Origin of the sequence: Trichococcus alkaliphilus, assembly GCF_003008695.1 — a bacterium.
Lineage (GTDB): Bacteria > Bacillota > Bacilli > Lactobacillales > Aerococcaceae > Trichococcus > Trichococcus alkaliphilus.
Genome location: NZ_PXZT01000001.1, coordinates 1 through 17,364 on the forward strand (window position 1 = coordinate 1; position 17,364 = coordinate 17,364).

Consider the following 17,364-nt stretch of genomic DNA (forward strand, 5'->3'; position numbering starts at 1 on the left):
CCAAAATACAAAAAAAGCCAGATTTTTATCTGACTTTTTCAGCAGCCTCAAACCACTTTGGCGGGGAATTACGCTCATGATCACGAACTCGAACCCCAAACCAGAAGATCAGACAATCATACGACCAAACAAAAAATAAGAACGGCAACCCAGCGATTGGGTTGCCGTTCTTATTTGTTACTGGTGATTCATTTATTCCATTGATTGAACGTAGCTAGCTGATTGATTCCCTGCTTGGCGTCCGAATACGATGATGTCGGCTACAGCATTGCCGCCGATACGGTTGCTGCCGTGTACGCCTCCGGTAACTTCGCCGGCAGCGTAAAGGCCTTCGATGACAGTGCCTTCCGTGCTGATGACTTGTGCGTTGGAATTGATCTTTAATCCGCCCATTGTATGGTGGATTCCAGGTGCGATTTGGATTGCGTAGTATGGTGCAGCTGCTAATGGGTTAATCATACCTGTTGTACGGTTGAATGCGCCATCCACTTGGGAAGCGACCGTTTCATTCCATGAAGTCAACGTTTGAGCCAAGGTTGCACTGTCGATTTCCAATTGACCAGCCAAAGCTTCGATTGTTTCATCCGACTGGACAAAGCCTTTTTCGATGTACGTGTTGACTGCTTTCACGCGGTCCTTCACGCCAGCATCAAAAATCAGGTAAGCATAGCCTTCTTCCAAAGCGTTGATCGCTGCCGAAACAGTGTCGCGTGTTTCCATTTCATTGACGAAACGTTCGCCTTGTTGATTCACAAGGATAGCCCCTTCGCCACGGATCGCTTCAGTGATCAGGTAAGAAGATTCCTGATGTACGGTTGGGTGGATCTGGATTTGATCCATATCAACGACAGCGGCTCCGATAGCTTCCGCCATTTTGATGCCGTCGCCTGTCGATCCCGGTTGGTTAGTTGTGACATAGCCTTCAAGTTGCGGAGCAAGTTCAGTGACCATATCAAAATCGGCACCGAATCCGCCGGTTGCGATGATGACTGCATCAGATGAAACCGTGATTTCACCTTCGTTGTTGAAGTCGACTTTGACGCCGCTCGCTTTATCATCCGTCATGACAATTTCAGTCACATCCGAATTCACGAACACAGGAATTTCGCGTTCCATGATGTTCGCGTATAAGCCTTCTACCAAATATTGACCGACTGCAGAACCATCTGATGGACGGTGGGTACGGTTCACGCTCATGCCGCCCGTAACGGTGATGTTGTCCAACGTGATTCCCATTGTGTCCAACCAGTCGATTGCAGGACCAGAATTTTCGACAAGATAGTGCAACAATTCTGGATCGTTTGTATTTTTTCCGCCTGCTAATGTTTCGTTATAGAACAATTCATTTGAATCTGCGATGCCTTGTTCCGCTTGGAATTTCGTTGCGGATGCGTTCATGCCTGCAGATGATTTGATTGTGTTTCCGCCGTGTACCGGCATTTTTTCAAAGATGACCGGATTCAAGCCAGCATCTTTCGCTGAAATCGCGGCTGACATGCCGGAACCACCGGAACCGATGATGATGACGTCATAGCTTTCTTTCAGTTCTTCCGGATCAGAATAGGTAACCTCCGATGCGCCTGTCACAGCCTCCACTGATTCAGAACTTGCAGCAACCGATTCCTCACTTTCAACAGCAGCGCTTGAGTCTGCAGCGTTGTCCGTGTTTGCTCCACAACCGGATAACAACATAAACATACTTAAAGCAGAAAATAAGCCAATTCTCTTCTTCATTTTTTACTCCCCCATTTCTTCTACTTACTTTAATATTGTATTTTTTTTATCATGATTTGTACAGTAATAATTTTACAAATATGGCTTTCTGATAATATTCTTATTTATTACCGAGATGGTGCATCGGAAACTTTTATATTTTATGCACAATCTTTTCAACTGTGAAGGCAATGCTAAAAAAACAGTGGCGAACCCAATATGCAGATACTTGGGTTCGCCACTGTTTTCTATTGATTCAGATGCTTCATTTCGGAAAAACCGCCAGCCTGTCCTTGGACATGCGGATCATCTGCACCGGTTTTTCGTAGAAATCATTCAAGATTTCCTCTTTCAGCAAGTCGCTTGTTTTGCCTGTCTTATGGATGGAACCGTCCTTCAGCAGCATCAGTTTCTTGAAGCACGGCAGGATTTCCTCGGTGTGGTGGCTGACGTAGATCATTGTCGGCCCTTCAGGCTCATCGGCGATCCGCTGGATATCCTCCAAAAGTTTTTCTTTTGCGAACAGGTCCAAGCCGTTGCAGGGTTCGTCCAAAATCAGAATTTCCGGGTCGGCCATTAGAGCACGAGCGATCAAAATGATCTGCTGTTGCCCTTGGGACAGGATGCCGTAGCGAAACCCGATCAGTTCTTTGCCGCCGCATTTGATCAGCAGGTCCAGCGCCTGTTGTTTTTCGACTTCAGTCGGGACGGTCCAGACGCCGATCGAAGCGAACTTCCCGCTCAATACGATGTGCTCGGCGATGTCGTTGGGATTCAGCTGTTGCTGCAAGGCCGAGCTGACCCAGCCTATCCGTTTGCGCAAGTCGGGGATGGCAGTCTGCCCGAAAGTCTCGCCCAACACGACCAGTTTGCCGCTGCTGGGCCACAGATAGCCGTTCAACAGTTGCAGCAAGGTTGTCTTGCCGGAGCCATTCAAGCCGAGTATGGCCCAGTGCTCGCCTTTTTTTGCGTGCCAATTGATGTCGTTCAAAATTTTCCGGTTATCGCGAATGACATTCACGTGGTCAAATCTGATCATTCCATCACCCCATCTAAAGTTTTGTGGTTCTTGGGTATCTATATTGCGAATATACCACATCTGCCGCGTGCAGAAAAGGCTTTCGCCAGCACACACCATACGCAGTATAAAAATGAGAAAAGCATCGCATCACACCGCAATGTCATCTATACTATAGAATGAGGTGAAAAATGTATGGAACAAAACAAAGAAAAAGTATCCTTGATCATAGAAGGGGGCGCCATGCGGGGTGTCTTTTGCGCAGGAGTCATCAGCACAATGCTGCGTCAAAAAATCTACTTGGATTATGTGATTGGGGTCTCTTCCGGATCGGTCAATGGCATCAATTATATCAGCCAAGATCTTACCCGCACAAAAGCTTCATTTGTTGATATCGCCGCAAATCCGGCTTTTTCCGGGATGAAATACCTGCTCAATGGCCAGGGTTATTTTAACACCAAATACATCTATGAAGATGCGATCACGACCGACATTCCCTTTCATTTCGATTCTTTCAAGCAGAATCCGGCTTCCATGAAGATTGTTGCGACCGACATGGATACCGCAGAGCCTGTGTATTTCGACAAGGAAGACATCGCAACCACCGAGGAATTGGCGCTCAAAATCAGAGCTTCTTCCACTGTGCCGTTGCTGATGCCGCCTACCGAGATCAATGGCAAATTCTATCTGGACGGCGGCATCGTCGACTCGCTTCCAATCGAAAAAGCGATCGCAGACGGCAACCAAAAACACGTGATTCTGCTGACGCGTCCGCGTGGCTACATCAAGGAAAAGCAGCGCTTCAATGCCATCATCCGGCAGCAACTGCGGGCCTATCCCGAAGTCATTGCAGCCATCGAACAGCGGCACATCGCCTACAACCGATCGATGGAATTGATCGACCAATTGGAACAGGAAAACAAAGCTTTCGTCATCGCGCCCGACCAGCTTTCCATAGGCAGGATGGAACGGAACGTGCAGCGTTTGGATGCTTACTACCAATATGCAGAACGAGCCGCGGAAAGGCAACTGCCTGAGTTGCAGGACTTTTTGTCAAACCGCTGATCCGCACAAAAGAATCATCCGGCACGTTCATTTTGGACAATTATTAGAAATAAGTGAAAATAATATGAAAATTACCGTTGACACTCTCATGTAAATCTTATATGATTATATCAATCACTTAAGCAATAACAAATCCATATAGAAATCAGGTATCCCATATGAAAACGATGAATCCACTAAACATTATTATCGTCTTAATGATCTAGGAGTTAAACACTGTAGAAATTTTTTACAGATTGTTTAAGTCCTATTTGTGGTAATCAAATGGGATGAAGCATCCCATCATTGATTGATGAGGATGCTTTTTTTTATCCATATTGCAAACGGACATAGGAAACACGAGAAACGGGGAGATTAACATGGAATCTGAAATGAAAACTAAAACAAAAACTGGCGTAACCCTTCTTGTTGAAGCGTTGAAAAATGAAGGTGTTGAAGTTCTGTTCGGCTATCCAGGCGGCGCTGTTCTTCACATCTACGATGAATTCTACAAATCCGAATCGAATCACGTATTGACCAGACACGAACAAGGCGCTGTCCATGCAGCTGACGGATACGCCCGCGCTACCGGCAAACCTGGCGTCTGCATCGTTACAAGCGGCCCCGGCGCAACAAATGCGTTGACCGGAATCGCAACCGCTCAAATGGATTCCATTCCATTAGTCGTAATCACTGGCCAAGTACACGAAGCAGGCATCGGCAAGGATGCTTTCCAGGAAACGGACATGATCGGCATGACGACACCTGTGACGAAATACAACTATCAAGTGCGTAATGCCAAGGATATCCCGCGCATCATCCACGAAGCTTTCTACCTTGCGAACACAGGCAGAAAAGGACCGGTCGTCATCGACATACCAAAAAACATCGGTATCCAGGAAGTCACCTTCGAGGAGTACAACCAACCCGAAAAAAATCTGCCGGGTTACAAACCGGAATGTCTGCCTGTGCCTGAGCAGATCGCTAAAGTGAACGAAGCGATCGCAGCAAGCAAAAAACCGATCATTTTGGCCGGTCAAGGCGTTATCCATGCCCAGGCTGAAAAAGAACTCATGGCCTTCGCGGAATACTACCAAATTCCCGTTGTAAACACGCTGTTGGGTCTGGGTAGCTTCCCTATCAAACATGACCTGGCATTGGGCATGGGCGGCATGCACGGCTCTTATGCTTCGAATATGGCTTTGATGGAATGTGACTTGCTTCTCAACTTCGGGGCACGCTTCGATGACCGTGTCGCAAGCGACCCAACCAATTTTGCTCCCGATGCAGTCATTGTCCATGTTGACATCGATAATGCCGAAATCGGCAAAATCATGCACACCGATATCCCGGTATTGTCTGATGCCAGATTGGCTCTGATCATGCTGAACGACACGAAATTGGCTGAAGTGCCTGACCACTCCGTTTGGTTCAGCCATGTGATGGACAACAAAAAGAAACACCCTTTCGGTTATGAAAAATCCGATACTTTCATCAAGCCGCAACATGTAATCGAGCAAGTCGGTGAATTGACTCATGGTGAAGCCATTGTTGTAACCGACGTTGGCCAACATCAGATGTGGGCGGCTCAATATTATCCGTTCAAGTACGGCAAGCAATTGCTGACAAGCGGCGGCTTGGGAACGATGGGCTTCGGCATTCCGGCAGCGATTGGTGCTCAAATGGCCTATCCTGACAAAACGGTTGTCTGCTTCGTCGGCGACGGCGGTTTCCAGATGACCAACCAAGAATTGGCGATCCTGAATGCCAACAGGTTGAATGTGAAATACTTTATCCTGAATAATGAAGTACTGGGCATGGTTCATCAATGGCAGAACAAGTTCTATAAAGGCCGTTACTCTCATTCTGAGATTCCGGATTCACCTGATTTCGTCAAACTGGCTGATGCTTACGGCATCACAGCTGCGCGAGTATCCGATCCCGATAAAGTGGATGAAGCGATCCAGACAGCCTTGAATTATCCTGGTCCTTATGTCTTGGATATCCTGATTTCCAAAGATGAATTGGTATACCCTATGGTTGCTTCAGGCAGGCCAAATAACGAAATGGAAGGTGTGTAGGACGATGCTAAGATTAATCCAAGCCAAAGTCGTGAATAAACCCGGCGTTTTGAACCGTATCACGCAAGTAATCCTGAAGCCGCAATACAACATCGACACCTTGACGCTGACAGGTACGGAAGATTATGACGTATCTTTGATCACAGTCGGCATCAACTTCGATACCTTGGATGCAGCTGAATTATTGACGAAACAATTGGAAAAACAAGTCGACGTCATCAGCGCAACCGACATCACCGAAAAGCGTTTAGGCCTAAGAGCTTAATTCCAACCAACCGCACTACCCTACTGACCGAATCAAATTGCTTAAAAAGCATTGAGAATATAAAAAAAATAAGGAGGTCATTTCAATATGACTAAAGTATACTACGATCAAGACGTAACAGTAAAAGCACTAGAGGGCAAAAAAATCGCCGTTATCGGATATGGTTCTCAAGGACATGCACATTCACAAAACCTACGCGACAACGGTAATGATGTCATCATCGGAATCCGTGCAGGTAAATCTGCAGACAAAGCAAAAGAAGACGGATTCGACGTATTCTCTGTTGCTGAAGCAACAAAACAAGCTGACGTAGTAATGATCCTTATCCCTGATGAGCAACAAGCTGACGTTTATGCGGCTGAAATCGCTCCTAACTTAGAAGCTGGAAATGCCATCGCATTCGGTCATGGATTCAACATCCATTTCGGTACGATCACACCTGCCGCTGACATCGATGTATTCATGGTTGCTCCAAAAGGCCCAGGCCACATGGTTCGCCGTCAATTCGCTAAAGGATCGGCAGTCCCTGCTTTGTTCGCAGTCTTCCAAGATGCAACAGGCAACGCAAGAGACATCGCTATCGCTTGGGCACAAGGAGTCGGCGCTACACGCGTAGGCGTTTTGGAAACAACATTCAAAGAAGAAACTGAAACTGACTTATTCGGTGAGCAAGCTGTACTATGTGGCGGAACAACTCACTTGGTTCAAGCAGGTTTCGAAACATTGGTTGAAGCTGGATACCAACCAGAAATCGCCTACTTCGAAGTATTGCACGAATTGAAATTGATCGTTGACTTGATGTATGAGGGCGGCATGGAAAAAATGCGCCACTCTATCTCTAACACAGCTGAATACGGCGACTACGTTTCCGGACCTCGCGTCATCACTTCAGACGTGAAAGACCGCATGAAGGACGTCTTGACTGACATCCAAACAGGCGCATTCGCTAAACGCTTCACTGACGATTACAAAGCTGGCTTCCCTGACTTCCACGCAATGCGCGCTGAGCAACAAGGCCACCAGATCGAAGCAGTCGGTGCTGAATTGCGTAAAATGATGCCTTTCGTGAATGAACAACAATAATGAATCAGATGTAGGTTGAGAGCATCCTTATTTTTAAGCCTTCTCTCTTCATCATTGTATTCAATAGATTAGGAGCAGATAGAATGACGGATGAGTTAGTGAACAAAGAAGACGTGCTTAAAGCATATAAAGTACTGCGCAACGTGGTCAAGCAGACACCTTTGCAGCATGATGCATATCTATCGCAGAAGTATCATGCCAACATCTTTTTGAAGCGGGAGGACCTTCAGATCGTCCGCTCCTTCAAATTGAGAGGCGCCTATTATGCCATTTCGCAGCTGAGCGAAGCCGAAACGGAGACCGGGGTAATCTGTGCCTCCGCCGGAAACCATGCGCAAGGGGTAGCTTATACCTGTAATCATTTGGCTATCAACGCTACCATCTTCATGCCGTCGACAACGCCTTCCCAAAAAATAGACCAAGTCCGTTATTTCGGGAAAGAGTATGTTGAAATCAAACTGATCGGCGATACCTTCGACGAGTCAAACGAAGCCGCTCATGCCTATGCGGATGAACACAACCTGACTTTCATTGAACCTTTCAATGATCGCAATGTGATCGCCGGGCAAGGCACTTTGGCAGTGGAAATCCACCAGGATCTCGTTGCTGAAGGCGAAACGGCCGACATGGTATTCGCAGCGATCGGCGGTGGCGGCTTGATTTCAGGCGTCAGTAGCTACATGAAGGAAGCCATGCCCGAAACGAAGATCATCGGCGTGGAGTCCTTGGGCGCTCCTGGCATGAAAGTTTCTCTTGATGCGAATAAAGTGACGACTTTGACTGATATTGATAAATTCTGTGATGGGACAGCCGTAGCGACTGTCGGTGATTTGACTTTCAGACACTGCCAACAAAATGTCGATGACATCCTGATTGTGCCTGAAGGACAAGTTTGCGGAACCATCATCGATTTATACACTAAACAAGCTATCGTAGCGGAACCATCCGGCGCACTCTCCGTTTCTGCCTTGGAACAATACAAAGATGAAATCAGAGATAAAACAGTCGTCTGCATCGTCAGCGGCGGTAACAACGATATCAATCGGATGGCTGAAATTGATGAACGCTCCCTACTCTATCAAGGTCTGAAGCACTACTTCATCGTGAACTTCCCGCAGAGGGCCGGCGCGCTGAAAGAGTTCGTGAATGACATATTGGGCGGCAACGATGACATCACCAAGTTTGAATATACGAAAAAGGTCCATCGCAGCGAAGGACCTGTACTGATCGGAATCTTGTTGAAAAATAAGGACGATATCGAGGGCTTGCTCAGCAGGCTCGAAAAATTCGATCCGCATTACATTTCGGTTAACGAGAATTCCAAACTGTATTCCTTCCTGATCTGATCCGGACCAATTCTACAAAGTAACTTAAAAACTGACGTGAGCCACTTGAGAGGCTTGCGTCAGTTTTTTTTGATTTGTTGGTTTGATTGGCGGCGGGTGGCGGACTGGTGAGGCCTTGTGCAGGCGGAAAACATGGATAATTGTGAAGTATTCATGGTTTCAGACCAATATGTTACCGAAAAGATGAATAAAACCAAAGTATTCATCTTTTCGGCCCCGAACCCGATACCACCGCGAAGTATCATTTCTCCCACGCTCTCCAGAAACCCAAAGAAGGACCGACTCGGTTGAGTCGGCCCTTCTTTGGGTTCTAAAAATTCTTATTCTTCGATATACGCTCTGCTCAGGTCAAATTCATTCCCAACGGAATTGAAGATGATGCCCTTCAGTTTAGGGTTTCTCAGCTGGGTTTCTGCTTCCTGGTAAAGCGGGATGATCGCTGCATCTTCCATGATCAGCTTGTGGGCAGCCATCAAGTCAGCCCAGCGTGCTTCAGGATTGTTTGCGTTCGTAGTTTTTGAAGAATCGATCAAAGCATCAAATTCCGCATTCGCATATTGTCCTTCGTTATAAGCAGATGTGCTGTACAACAAGTCCATATAGTTGATTGCGTCAGCGAAATCCGCTCCCCAACCGGTCTGCAACAAGTCGAATTCATCTTGATTCGCCAATTCCAAACGGTTTTTCTTCGGTACATTGCGCAATTCTACAGAGATGCCTTCCAAGTTATTTTGGATTTGTCCTTGGATATATTGGCTGATTTTTTTGTTCTTTTCATCATCGTCCCCAACCAAGGAGAAAGTGATTTCTTCTACGCCTAATTCAGCTTTGGCTTCAGTCCAAAGTGTTTGTGCTTTTTCCAGATCATAATCCAGATAAGAGCCGGCTTCAGCGGCAAAGTCTTCGCCGGTCGTCGGGTTGCTGACAAAATCAGCTGGCAGGAAGCCCCCGATTGCTGTCGAACCGTCGCCGATGACGCTATTGACCAATTCATCGCGATTGATGACAAGTCCGATCGCTGCTCTCAGCTTCGCATTTTGCAGGTAGACGTTGTCGTGGTTGAATTCGATGTACGCCGTGCGGGCTTTTTTCTGAACGACTACGTTAGGATCAGTCGCCAATTGCTTAACCAATTCGCCGGTCACTTGTGCGTTGTCGACTGATCCTTGTTGGAACAGATTCACGACTGTGCTCGTTTCTTTGATTACTTGAACATTGACTTCTTCCAACTGGACTTCGTCTGCTGCATAGTAATCTTCGTTCTTCACCAGATCCCAAGTCAGGCCAGTGCCGTCCCAGTTCTCGATAGTGAATGGTCCGTTAGCCAAAATGTTTTCGCTGCTTGTTCCGTACTTATCGCCTTTTTCAGTCACAAATGCCTCGTTTTGCGGGAAGAATGCGCTGAATGCCAATAATGATTCGAAGTATGGAGTCGGCTGCGTCAACTCGATTGTGATTTCAGTGTCGCTGACTGCCGTTACGCCCAACTCTGCAGGATCCATTTCTCCAGCCATGATTTCATTGGCGTTCTTGATGGTTTCAGCCAAGTAAGCGTAGGATGCGCCCGCTTCCGGATCAACCAAACGTTGCCAAGCGAATACGAAATCGTTCGCTGTCACAGGCTCTCCGTTTGACCAGACAGCATCATCGCGGAGTTTATAAGTATAGGTCAAGCCATCTTCCGAAACAGTGCCGGCTTCGGCTGCGATTGCGGGTACAGGCTCTCCGTCTGCATTGATTTTCAATAAGCCTTCGATCGCGTGGCTGATGTAGTTCGAACTGTTGATGTCCGTCATCAGCGTTGTATCCAATGTCGCCAATTCAGTCGGTGCCGTATAATTGACAACTTGTCCGCCTGCGCCCTCACTTGCTGTATTTGCTGCGCTATCGTCCGTTGCGCCGTCTCCTCCGCAAGCCGCCAAGATGACAGCTGTTGTAGCTAAAATGAAAGAACTTTTCAATCTCCTCATGTAACTCTCCCCTTTTTCTCTTCGTATTTTAATATTATACTACAAATAATCAGCATATTCCATAAAATATGGGAATTATTATCATATAAAATTCATAAACTCTTCATTTCATTAATTTTATATGGCAAAAAAGCCCGGAACAAGTTCCAGACTTTTTTTATCAATAATTTTCGTATTTGGCTTTCAATACGGGAACATCGGACTCGCGGCAATATACAAAGTGCCCTGGAACGATTTCTCGCATTGCTTCCGGCTCACCATTCTCTTCACGCGGAACATAAGTGAAGCGGGTGCGGTTGCGCTCATACACCGGATCCGGCAGCGGTATGGCCGATAACAGGCTTTCCGTATAAGGATGTAAAGGTTTGTTGTAAACGTCGTCTGCGGGCGCTAATTCGACCAATTTACCGAAGTACATAACGCCGATGCGGTTGCTGATGTACTTGACCATGGACAGATCATGCGCGATGAACAAGAAAGTCAGTTTCTGTTTTTTCTGCAATTCCATCAGCAGGTTGACCACTTGAGCCTGAATGGATACGTCCAAAGCCGAAATGGGCTCATCGGCAATGATCAGTTTTGGATTCACCGCCAAGGCTCGGGCGATTCCGATACGCTGTCTTTGACCACCGGAGAACTCGTGCGGATAACGGGAAGAATGGTCTTTGTTCAATCCTACCAGATCCAACAATTCCGCAACCCGGTCATCGACTTCCTTCTCGGTAGTCGCAAGTCCGTGGATCTTCAATCCTTCAGCAACGATGTCGCGGACTTTCATACGTGGATTCAAGGATGCATACGGATCCTGGAAAATCATCTGCATATCTTTACGGAAAGCCAGTTGCTCTTTTCTGTCATGCAGCGTATGGATTTCGGTGCCATCAAAAAAGATTTCACCAGAAGTCGGGTTGTACAAGCGGATGATTGCGCGGCCGGTCGTCGTTTTTCCGCAACCAGATTCGCCTACCAAGCCGAGTGTTTCGCCTTCATAGATATCAAAGGAAACATCGTCAACAGCGCGGACTTCATTCTTTGTGCCGACGTTGAAATACTGCTTCAAGTTTTTTACTTCGAGAATCTTTTTCTGTCCTGTTGTATCATACATTACAGCAGTCCTCCTTTCTCAGTGATTTTCGGATCGATAGCTGGGCCTTTACCATGAGGCACTACAGCCGGTTCCTTATCTGCAGTGTCCATCACTTTCAATTCATCGGAAGGAGCAAGTTTCATTTCTGAGAAAGTCGCCTGTCGGTTCACGATGCCCTCTGGAGGATTCACGGAAGGTGCGTCAGGATGCAACAACCAAGTAGCAGCCGAATGGGTATCGGATACCTTAAAGAACGGCGGATCGTACAAGGTGTCGATCTTCATTGCATATTCGCTCCGTGGTGCAAAAGCATCACCAGTCGGAGGATCCAATAAATCCGGGGGTGTCCCTGGGATCGCATAGAGCGATCCTGCAGTGTCCAATGTTGGCATCGAGCTCAACAGTCCCCATGTATAAGGGTGTTGCGGATTGTAGAAAATTTCATCGACAGTCCCTACTTCGACGATTTTACCGGCATACATGACGGCTACACGGTCTGCAACGTTCGCCACTACACCCAAATCATGGGTGATGAAAATGATCGATGTCTTGATTTTCTGCTGCAGATCCTTCATCAACTCGAGGATTTGCGCTTGGATCGTAACGTCAAGTGCTGTTGTCGGTTCATCGGCAATCAGAATATCCGGGTTGCAGCCCAGAGCGATCGCGATGACGATCCGTTGGCGCTGACCGCCCGAGAATTGGTGCGGGTACTGTTTCATTCTTTTCGCAGGGCTTGGGATGCCCACTAGCTGCAATAATTCTTCAGCTTTTTTGTAGGCTTCCTCTTTGCTGATATTTTGGTGTTTGATGATCGGTTCTGCGATCTGCTTGCCGATTTTTTGAGTCGGATTCAAAGAAGTCATCGGATCCTGGAAAATCATTGCGATTTCCGAACCACGGATCTTCTGCATTTGTTTTTCGGTTTTGTGCACTAAATCTTCGCCCTTGAACAAGATTTCACCGTGTTCAATGTTGGCGTTGTTCGCCAATAGACGCATGATGCTGCGGCTAGTCACTGATTTACCAGAGCCGGATTCACCAACGATGGCTAATGTTTCACCTGGCTTCAGATCAAAACTGACGCCACGGATAGCTTTTACTTTACCTGCATAGGTATCAAAAGTAATTTGTAGGTCTTTTACTTCCAATATATTTTCCATCTGGTTACCTCCTAATCTCTCATTTTTGGATCGAACGCGTCACGAAGTCCATCAGCCAATAAGTTGAAGCAAATCATGATGACGCTCATGATTCCGGCTGGATACCACATCAGATGCGGCAAGAAACGGAATGTCTTGTAACCATCGTTGATCAATGTACCAAGCGATGCATTCGGAGCAGGAATACCGATACCGATAAAGCTCAGGAATGCTTCGAAGAAGATTGCCGATGGAATGGAAAACATAACTTGAATGATGATGACACCCGCCAAGTTAGGCAGAATGTGTCCGAAGGCAATTTTCATCGGTGATTGACCCAACGTGCGGGCAGCCAGGATGTATTCCTGATTTTTCAGTTTCAGGGTTTGCGCTCTGACGACACGCGCCATCGAAAGCCATTCAGTCAAAGCCAAAGCAATGATGATGGAACTGATGCCGGGTTTCAGAACAAGCAACATCAAAATAACGACTACCAAGTTAGGCACGCCGGAAAGGATTTCCAGGATACGTTGCATGATATTGTCGACTTTCCCGCCCAACCAGCCGGATGTCAAACCATAGACAACGCCGAGTGTCAGGTTGAATAAAGCTGCCATAAAAGCGATGAATAAGGATACGCGGGTACCGTAAAGGATCCGCGACAACAAATCGCGTCCCAAGCTGTCCGTACCGAGGTAGTAGTAAACATCCTCTGGAACGTTGGATGCTTCGTACTTATCGATAACGACGCCATTCTGCTTCACTGTTCCATTCAGTCCATTGATGTCGATGCCGGGAATCTTCGGTGGCATATTTGCGTACTGGACAGTTTGCGCATTCGGGTCATGCGGTGCGATGACTGGAGCCAACAAGCTGGACATGGTGATGATGATCAAGATGACCAAACTGACCATCGCTACTTTATTTTTCTTCAGACGGCGCCAAGAATCTGCCATGAAGCTCAGGGAAGGCGCCGAGATTTTTTCTTTATCCTGCATGCTTGACTCGGATGCCGTTTCGAAAAGGTCTTTCGTGATTGTCGGCATCGCTGTTTTATTGCGTAATTCATTTTCACTCATGCTTATTCCCCTCCTTCTGTAGCGACTCTGATACGAGGGTCGATGATACCATAAAGAATGTCAACCAACAAAATGACGATGACCAACATGGTCGAATACATCATCGTAACGCCCATGATTGTCGGATAATCATTCGTCAGGATGGATTTTACGAATTGTTCCCCGATGCCAGGGATGGCAAAAATATTTTCAACTACCATCGAACCTGTCATCAAACCGACTGTCATCGGGCCGATGATGGTGACCAACGGAATCAACGCATTACGGATACCGTGTTTGAACGCGACTTCCCAACGGCTCAGACCTTTCGCTCTGGCGAGTTCGACATAGTCGCTGCCCAATACGTCGACCATTTCGGTTCGCATGAACCGGGCCGAATCGGCCAGCGGGGATATGCTCAACGCGATCGTAGGAAGGATCGAAGAACGGAAACCATCATTCCACAAGGCGATCGGCAACACTTTCAGCCACACGCCGAATACCAATTGAAGAATAACTGCAAAAACAAAGTTAGGGATCGAACGGCCGACGATGGCTGTCAAAGTGGCAACTGTGTCCACCCAAGTCCCCTGTCTCATCGCTGCGATCACACCCAGCACAATGCCGAGGATCGTTCCTATGATAACTGCTTGAAGCCCTAATTGCATGGAGGGTCCTATTCTGCTGCTCAGCAAATCCGTAACCGGAGTATTGTTGAACTGGAACGAAACACCCAGGTCTCCACGTATTAGTCCAAAAATGTAGACTGCGTATTGGACCAGAATCGGTTTATTCAGTCCATACTTCTCATTCATGATAAAAATTTGTTCTTCAGATAACTTGTCTTGGTTACTGTATGGTGTACCCGGCAAAGCTTTCATCAGAAAAAAAGTTATCGATGCAATCAAAAACAACGTAATTGCCATATATAAAATACGCTTGCCGATGTACTTTGCATAACTTTTCATCGTTTGTCATCCTCCATTGTATAGTTATTTTGTAAATAGCACCTGATAGTATATCATATTTAAATATACAAAAAAGAAAATGAACACAAAATCAAATCATATTTTAATTGAGTTTTCTTTCTTTTTTTTGTACATTTAAAATTGAGAAAACAAAAAGGAGCCAAAATAAGTGAACCTCACAAAAAAAAACGTACTTGTTTCATTATTCATTTTTATATGTGCATTGGTGTATCAACTGATTAAATTTGGATCCTTAAGTTGGACCGAAACATCCAACATCCTATTCATGATAGCGGGTCTTTTATTGGTCATCGGTTTATCCGGACTCGTGTTGGCTTCCGGAAGTTTCGACTTCTTTCACTTCAGCGTCAGAAAAACGCTCAGAAGAGAGCCTAAGGAGGATGGCTTCAAAGAACCATTGAATCCGCATGCTTTATCATCTTCCGTCGGGAAAAGTTATCAAAATGTCCTGACTATCGGTCTGTTGTTGTTGGGGATCAGCATTTTCTGTCTCTGGGATTATATTTTTTAAATAAAACATCCATCCGGCATGAATGTATGCCAGATGGATTTTTTATTGCCTTAATTAATCCACGTTCTGTGTTCCAGAATTTGAAGCCCATTTATAGGAGTAGTCAGCACCGACTAAGTGCTCGCCCAAATCTGTTACATACGGTTTTTGCAGAACTGCGTAAGAACGTTGATACAGAGGTGCGATACCCGCATCTTCCATCAAGATCTTTTCAGCAGCAAGCAGGCTAGCCCATCTTGCATCAAGGTCAGTCACGTTTGTGCGTGCTTCATCGATCAAAGCATCGTATTCAGCATTGGAGTAACCGGATTTGTTGTTGCCGTTTTCTGTCTGGAACAATTCCAGGAAGTTGATTGGGTCAGCATAGTCAGCTCCCCATCCAGCTAATTCGATATCGTATTCGCCGGCGGTATCAGCTTCAAGACGGACTTTGAAAGGTACATTACGCAAAGTTACTGTCAAGCCAGGCAGGTTTGTCTGTAATTGACTTTGCAGGAATTCAGAAGAACGTTTCGCATTTTCTGTGTCATCGCTCAACAATTCCAAAGTGATGGATTCAACACCCAATTCAGCCAAGCCTTGTTCGAAGTATGTTTTAGCTTCTTCAGCATTGAAAGTCAGAAGATCGCCATTTTGTTCACGGTAGTCTTCGCCTGTTGAAGGGTCCAAAGCAAGTTTTTCAGGAACCAATCCGTTTGCAGGGATAGAACCGTTTTGCAATACAACATCAGCATAAGCTTGTTTGTCGAAAGCCATAGCTAAAGCTTTACGGATGTTGGCATTCTCTAAAGGTGTGCCTTCTCTTTGTTGGTTGAATTTCAAGTAGAATACAGAAGAAGTCGGCATTGTGTGCACTTCAGGATCGCCGGTTCTTTGTGCTACGTATTCACCAGTCAAGATCATGCGGTCGATTGCGTCTGTATCATACAGATTCAAAGCAGTGGAAGTTTCTTTGATGACTTCTACGTTGATTGCATCCAATTTTACAGCGTCTTTATCCCAATACTCTGCATTAGGTTCATAGGTCCATGATAAGCTCGCTGCATCCCAGTTAGCTAAAACAAATGGTCCGTTGTACAATAAAGCATCACTGCTTAATGCATATTGGTCGCCTTGTTCTTCAACAAATGCTTGATTTTGAGGGAAGAACATAGCCAATGTCAAAAGATCTTTGAAGTATGGCACTGGAGAAGTCAATGTGATTTCCAGCGTTTTTTCGTCGATCGCTTTGACGCCTAATTCTTCAGGCCCAACTTCGCCAGCCATGATTTCAGTTGCGTTAGCGATAACGCCGTCCATCATGTAAGAATATGAAGCAGCCGATGCAGGATCAACCAATTTGCGCCATGAATAAACAAAGTCTGCTGCCGTTACAGGCTCACCGTTTGACCAGTTTGCTTCATCACGGATAGTGAAAGTGTAGACCAAACCGTCTTCGCTGACTGTAGGATCTTCTGCTGCGATTCCTAATTCAACCGTTCCGTCCAAACCTTGGCGATACAGACCTTCGTTTACGTTGCTTAAAGCAGTAAATGCAACTGTATCTGTAGCCTGCACAGAATCCATTGTAGGAATTTCAGCGCTTTCAACCAGATTTAACACCTGACCACTGCCGTTCGCACCTGCAGACTCTGATGAATCGGCCGTGCTTCCCTCTCCGCCGCATGCAGCTAATACAAGTGCGGAGCTTAAAGATAATAACACTAAAGATGAAAGTTTCTTGTTGCCCATATTTCTTTTCCCCCATTCCCTCTGTTTCTATAATTTCTATAGTAAGGTTAATTATAGTTCTGACTGATATTAAAATCAAGTTTGGGAATTTAATAAATTGATTAAAATTAGATTAATATATTCATATTTTCACTTTTTTTGAGTTTATATATCGATATTAGATATATATTGAGAATCTCACACGGCATGTAAGAACATCCGAAAAATAATGTAAGCGAAGCCAAATGTTGTCAAAACAGCAAAAACAGCTGGCGAACATTTGTTTATTAAGAAACATTGATTTAATATATGAATATTGATATATTTGCATGATAAAGAGATATTCA

At 45.9% G+C, this 17,364-nt stretch carries 14 protein-coding genes; 6 read left to right on the forward strand and 8 right to left on the reverse strand.

Annotated features, from left to right (window positions below; translation table 11 throughout):
- Nucleotides 1-192: 192 nt before the first annotated feature.
- Both C7R73_RS00005 and C7R73_RS00010 read right to left on the reverse strand, forming a co-directional pair.
- Complete coding sequence (locus C7R73_RS00005; RefSeq protein WP_106448548.1) at nucleotides 193-1,734, reverse strand: flavocytochrome c; 1,542 nt, start codon at nucleotides 1,732-1,734, stop codon at nucleotides 193-195.
- 244 nt (nucleotides 1,735-1,978) lie between these two features.
- A complete protein-coding gene (locus C7R73_RS00010) occupies nucleotides 1,979-2,752 on the reverse strand; it encodes an ABC transporter ATP-binding protein (RefSeq protein ID WP_106448549.1) in 774 nt (257 codons plus the stop codon).
- Between the two features lie 174 nt (nucleotides 2,753-2,926).
- Here C7R73_RS00010 and C7R73_RS00015 point away from each other — a divergent pair, with 174 nt between their 5' ends.
- The 5 genes from C7R73_RS00015 to ilvA all read left to right on the forward strand — a co-directional run bounded on the left by C7R73_RS00015 (nucleotide 2,927) and on the right by ilvA (nucleotide 8,550).
- Nucleotides 2,927-3,796 (forward strand): patatin-like phospholipase family protein, encoded by an 870-nt coding sequence (locus tag C7R73_RS00015; protein ID WP_106448550.1) that lies wholly within the window; start codon nucleotides 2,927-2,929, stop codon nucleotides 3,794-3,796.
- 359 nt (nucleotides 3,797-4,155) lie between these two features.
- Complete coding sequence (gene ilvB, locus C7R73_RS00020; protein WP_106448551.1) at nucleotides 4,156-5,856, forward strand: biosynthetic-type acetolactate synthase large subunit; 1,701 nt, start codon at nucleotides 4,156-4,158, stop codon at nucleotides 5,854-5,856.
- Between the two features lie 4 nt (nucleotides 5,857-5,860).
- The gene (gene ilvN, locus C7R73_RS00025) at nucleotides 5,861-6,121 is read left to right on the forward strand and encodes an acetolactate synthase small subunit (protein WP_106448552.1); all 261 of its coding nucleotides are present in this window, start codon (nucleotides 5,861-5,863) and stop codon (nucleotides 6,119-6,121) included.
- An 87-nt stretch (nucleotides 6,122-6,208) separates the two neighbouring features.
- Entirely contained in the window at nucleotides 6,209-7,204 is a 996-nt protein-coding gene (gene ilvC / locus C7R73_RS00030) for a ketol-acid reductoisomerase (protein ID WP_106448553.1), read from the forward strand.
- Nucleotides 7,205-7,287: 83 nt separating this feature from the next.
- Nucleotides 7,288-8,550, forward strand: a complete 1,263-nt coding sequence (ilvA, locus tag C7R73_RS00035; RefSeq protein ID WP_106448554.1) for a threonine ammonia-lyase IlvA — start codon at nucleotides 7,288-7,290, stop codon at nucleotides 8,548-8,550.
- A 320-nt stretch (nucleotides 8,551-8,870) separates the two neighbouring features.
- Here the strand turns inward: ilvA and C7R73_RS00045 are convergent, their stop codons facing one another.
- The 5 genes from C7R73_RS00045 to opp3b all read right to left on the reverse strand — a co-directional run bounded on the left by C7R73_RS00045 (nucleotide 8,871) and on the right by opp3b (nucleotide 14,775).
- The gene (locus C7R73_RS00045) at nucleotides 8,871-10,520 is read right to left on the reverse strand and encodes a peptide ABC transporter substrate-binding protein (RefSeq protein WP_106448556.1); all 1,650 of its coding nucleotides are present in this window, start codon (nucleotides 10,518-10,520) and stop codon (nucleotides 8,871-8,873) included.
- 160 nt (nucleotides 10,521-10,680) lie between these two features.
- Complete coding sequence (locus tag C7R73_RS00050; RefSeq protein WP_106448557.1) at nucleotides 10,681-11,625, reverse strand: ABC transporter ATP-binding protein; 945 nt, start codon at nucleotides 11,623-11,625, stop codon at nucleotides 10,681-10,683.
- Entirely contained in the window at nucleotides 11,625-12,770 is a 1,146-nt protein-coding gene (locus tag C7R73_RS00055) for an ABC transporter ATP-binding protein (RefSeq protein WP_106448558.1), read from the reverse strand. The genes C7R73_RS00050 and C7R73_RS00055 overlap by 1 nt, the downstream gene beginning before the upstream one ends.
- Nucleotides 12,771-12,781: 11 nt before the next feature.
- Entirely contained in the window at nucleotides 12,782-13,828 is a 1,047-nt protein-coding gene (opp3C, locus tag C7R73_RS00060) for an oligopeptide ABC transporter permease (RefSeq protein WP_192875225.1), read from the reverse strand.
- 2 nt (nucleotides 13,829-13,830) lie between these two features.
- Nucleotides 13,831-14,775, reverse strand: coding sequence for an oligopeptide ABC transporter permease (opp3b, locus tag C7R73_RS00065; RefSeq protein WP_106448559.1), 945 nt, complete (start codon nucleotides 14,773-14,775; stop codon nucleotides 13,831-13,833).
- Between the two features lie 169 nt (nucleotides 14,776-14,944).
- Here opp3b and C7R73_RS00070 point away from each other — a divergent pair, with 169 nt between their 5' ends.
- Nucleotides 14,945-15,307, forward strand: a complete 363-nt coding sequence (locus tag C7R73_RS00070; RefSeq protein WP_106448560.1) for a DUF3899 domain-containing protein — start codon at nucleotides 14,945-14,947, stop codon at nucleotides 15,305-15,307.
- A gap of 54 nt (nucleotides 15,308-15,361) precedes the next feature.
- On the opposite strand, the gene C7R73_RS00075 is transcribed toward C7R73_RS00070, so the two are convergent.
- Nucleotides 15,362-17,038: a peptide ABC transporter substrate-binding protein gene (locus C7R73_RS00075; RefSeq protein WP_106448561.1), complete on the reverse strand. Its 1,677-nt coding sequence runs from the start codon at nucleotides 17,036-17,038 to the stop codon at nucleotides 15,362-15,364.
- Between the last annotated feature and the right edge of the window lie 326 nt (nucleotides 17,039-17,364).

Coding starts and splice junctions, on each gene's coding strand:
- C7R73_RS00005 (WP_106448548.1), bottom strand. CDS start 1,734: ATGAAGAAGAGAATTGGCTTATTTTCTGCTTTAAGTATGTTTATGTTG.
- C7R73_RS00010 (WP_106448549.1), bottom strand. CDS start 2,752: ATGATCAGATTTGACCACGTGAATGTCATTCGCGATAACCGGAAAATT.
- C7R73_RS00015 (WP_106448550.1), top strand. CDS start 2,927: ATGGAACAAAACAAAGAAAAAGTATCCTTGATCATAGAAGGGGGCGCC.
- ilvB (WP_106448551.1), top strand. CDS start 4,156: ATGGAATCTGAAATGAAAACTAAAACAAAAACTGGCGTAACCCTTCTT.
- ilvN (WP_106448552.1), top strand. CDS start 5,861: ATGCTAAGATTAATCCAAGCCAAAGTCGTGAATAAACCCGGCGTTTTG.
- ilvC (WP_106448553.1), top strand. CDS start 6,209: ATGACTAAAGTATACTACGATCAAGACGTAACAGTAAAAGCACTAGAG.
- ilvA (WP_106448554.1), top strand. CDS start 7,288: ATGACGGATGAGTTAGTGAACAAAGAAGACGTGCTTAAAGCATATAAA.
- C7R73_RS00045 (WP_106448556.1), bottom strand. CDS start 10,520: ATGAGGAGATTGAAAAGTTCTTTCATTTTAGCTACAACAGCTGTCATC.
- C7R73_RS00050 (WP_106448557.1), bottom strand. CDS start 11,625: ATGTATGATACAACAGGACAGAAAAAGATTCTCGAAGTAAAAAACTTG.
- C7R73_RS00055 (WP_106448558.1), bottom strand. CDS start 12,770: ATGGAAAATATATTGGAAGTAAAAGACCTACAAATTACTTTTGATACC.
- opp3C (WP_192875225.1), bottom strand. CDS start 13,828: ATGAGTGAAAATGAATTACGCAATAAAACAGCGATGCCGACAATCACG.
- opp3b (WP_106448559.1), bottom strand. CDS start 14,775: ATGAAAAGTTATGCAAAGTACATCGGCAAGCGTATTTTATATATGGCA.
- C7R73_RS00075 (WP_106448561.1), bottom strand. CDS start 17,038: ATGGGCAACAAGAAACTTTCATCTTTAGTGTTATTATCTTTAAGCTCC.